The organism is [Ruminococcus] torques ATCC 27756, from assembly GCF_000153925.1.
Classification (GTDB): domain Bacteria; phylum Bacillota; class Clostridia; order Lachnospirales; family Lachnospiraceae; genus Mediterraneibacter; species Mediterraneibacter torques.
Genome location: NZ_DS264351.1, coordinates 4,619 through 6,036, shown reverse-complemented (window position 1 = coordinate 6,036; position 1,418 = coordinate 4,619). Strand labels below are relative to the sequence as shown.

Sequence of the window (1,418 nt, the reverse complement as noted above, 5' to 3'; positions counted from 1 at the left end):
ATAGATTAAGCTGTCGCTTGAGACAGAACAGAGAAAGAACTGAGAAAACTGAACAATAGACAACAACCCTTGAAAATTTCTTTAAAGAGAAAAATTTTTAAGAACTACATTGATACAAGATGAGGTTCGGCTTTCACACTAAATTCGTGAGAGACTCATTAAGTGTTCAATGCCAAAACAGTAAAGAGGGAAAGAATTGCTAGTAGTGATTCTTGACCAAGACAAACACTTTTAACGAGAGTTTGATCCTGGCTCAGGATGAACGCTGGCGGCGTGCCTAACACATGCAAGTCGAGCGAAGCACTTTGCTTAGATTCTTCGGATGAAGAGGATTGTGACTGAGCGGCGGACGGGTGAGTAACGCGTGGGTAACCTGCCTCATACAGGGGGATAACAGTTAGAAATGACTGCTAATACCGCATAAGACCACAGCACCGCATGGTGCGGGGGTAAAAACTCCGGTGGTATGAGATGGACCCGCGTCTGATTAGCTGGTTGGTAAGGTAACGGCTTACCAAGGCGACGATCAGTAGCCGACCTGAGAGGGTGACCGGCCACATTGGGACTGAGACACGGCCCAAACTCCTACGGGAGGCAGCAGTGGGGAATATTGCACAATGGGGGAAACCCTGATGCAGCGACGCCGCGTGAGCGAAGAAGTATTTCGGTATGTAAAGCTCTATCAGCAGGGAAGAAAATGACGGTACCTGACTAAGAAGCACCGGCTAAATACGTGCCAGCAGCCGCGGTAATACGTATGGTGCAAGCGTTATCCGGATTTACTGGGTGTAAAGGGAGCGTAGACGGATGGGCAAGTCTGATGTGAAAACCCGGGGCTCAACCCCGGGACTGCATTGGAAACTGTTCATCTAGAGTGCTGGAGAGGTAAGTGGAATTCCTAGTGTAGCGGTGAAATGCGTAGATATTAGGAGGAACACCAGTGGCGAAGGCGGCTTACTGGACAGTAACTGACGTTGAGGCTCGAAAGCGTGGGGAGCAAACAGGATTAGATACCCTGGTAGTCCACGCCGTAAACGATGACTACTAGGTGTCGGGTGGCAAAGCCATTCGGTGCCGCAGCAAACGCAATAAGTAGTCCACCTGGGGGAGTACGTTCGCAAGAATGAAACTCAAAGGAATTGACGGGGGACCCGCACAAGCGGTGGAGCATGTGGTTTAATTCGAAGCAACGCGAAGAACCTTACCTGCTCTTGACATCCCGCTGACCGGACGGTAATGCGTCCTTCCCTTCGGGGCAGCGGAGACAGGTGGTGCATGGTTGTCGTCAGCTCGTGTCGTGAGATGTTGGGTTAAGTCCCGCACGAGCGCAACCCTATCTTTAGTAGCAGCGGCCAGGCCGGGCACTCTAAAAGAGACTGCCGGGGATAATCCCGGGAGGAAGGTGGGGATAGAACTCA

General features: G+C 51.0%; 1 rRNA gene (cut by a window edge). It reads left to right on the top strand.

Annotated features, from left to right (window positions below):
* Nucleotides 1-230: 230 nt before the first annotated feature.
* Nucleotides 231-1,418: ribosomal RNA gene (locus RUMTOR_RS06360) — 16S ribosomal RNA — on the top strand; it runs 413 nt beyond the window's last position.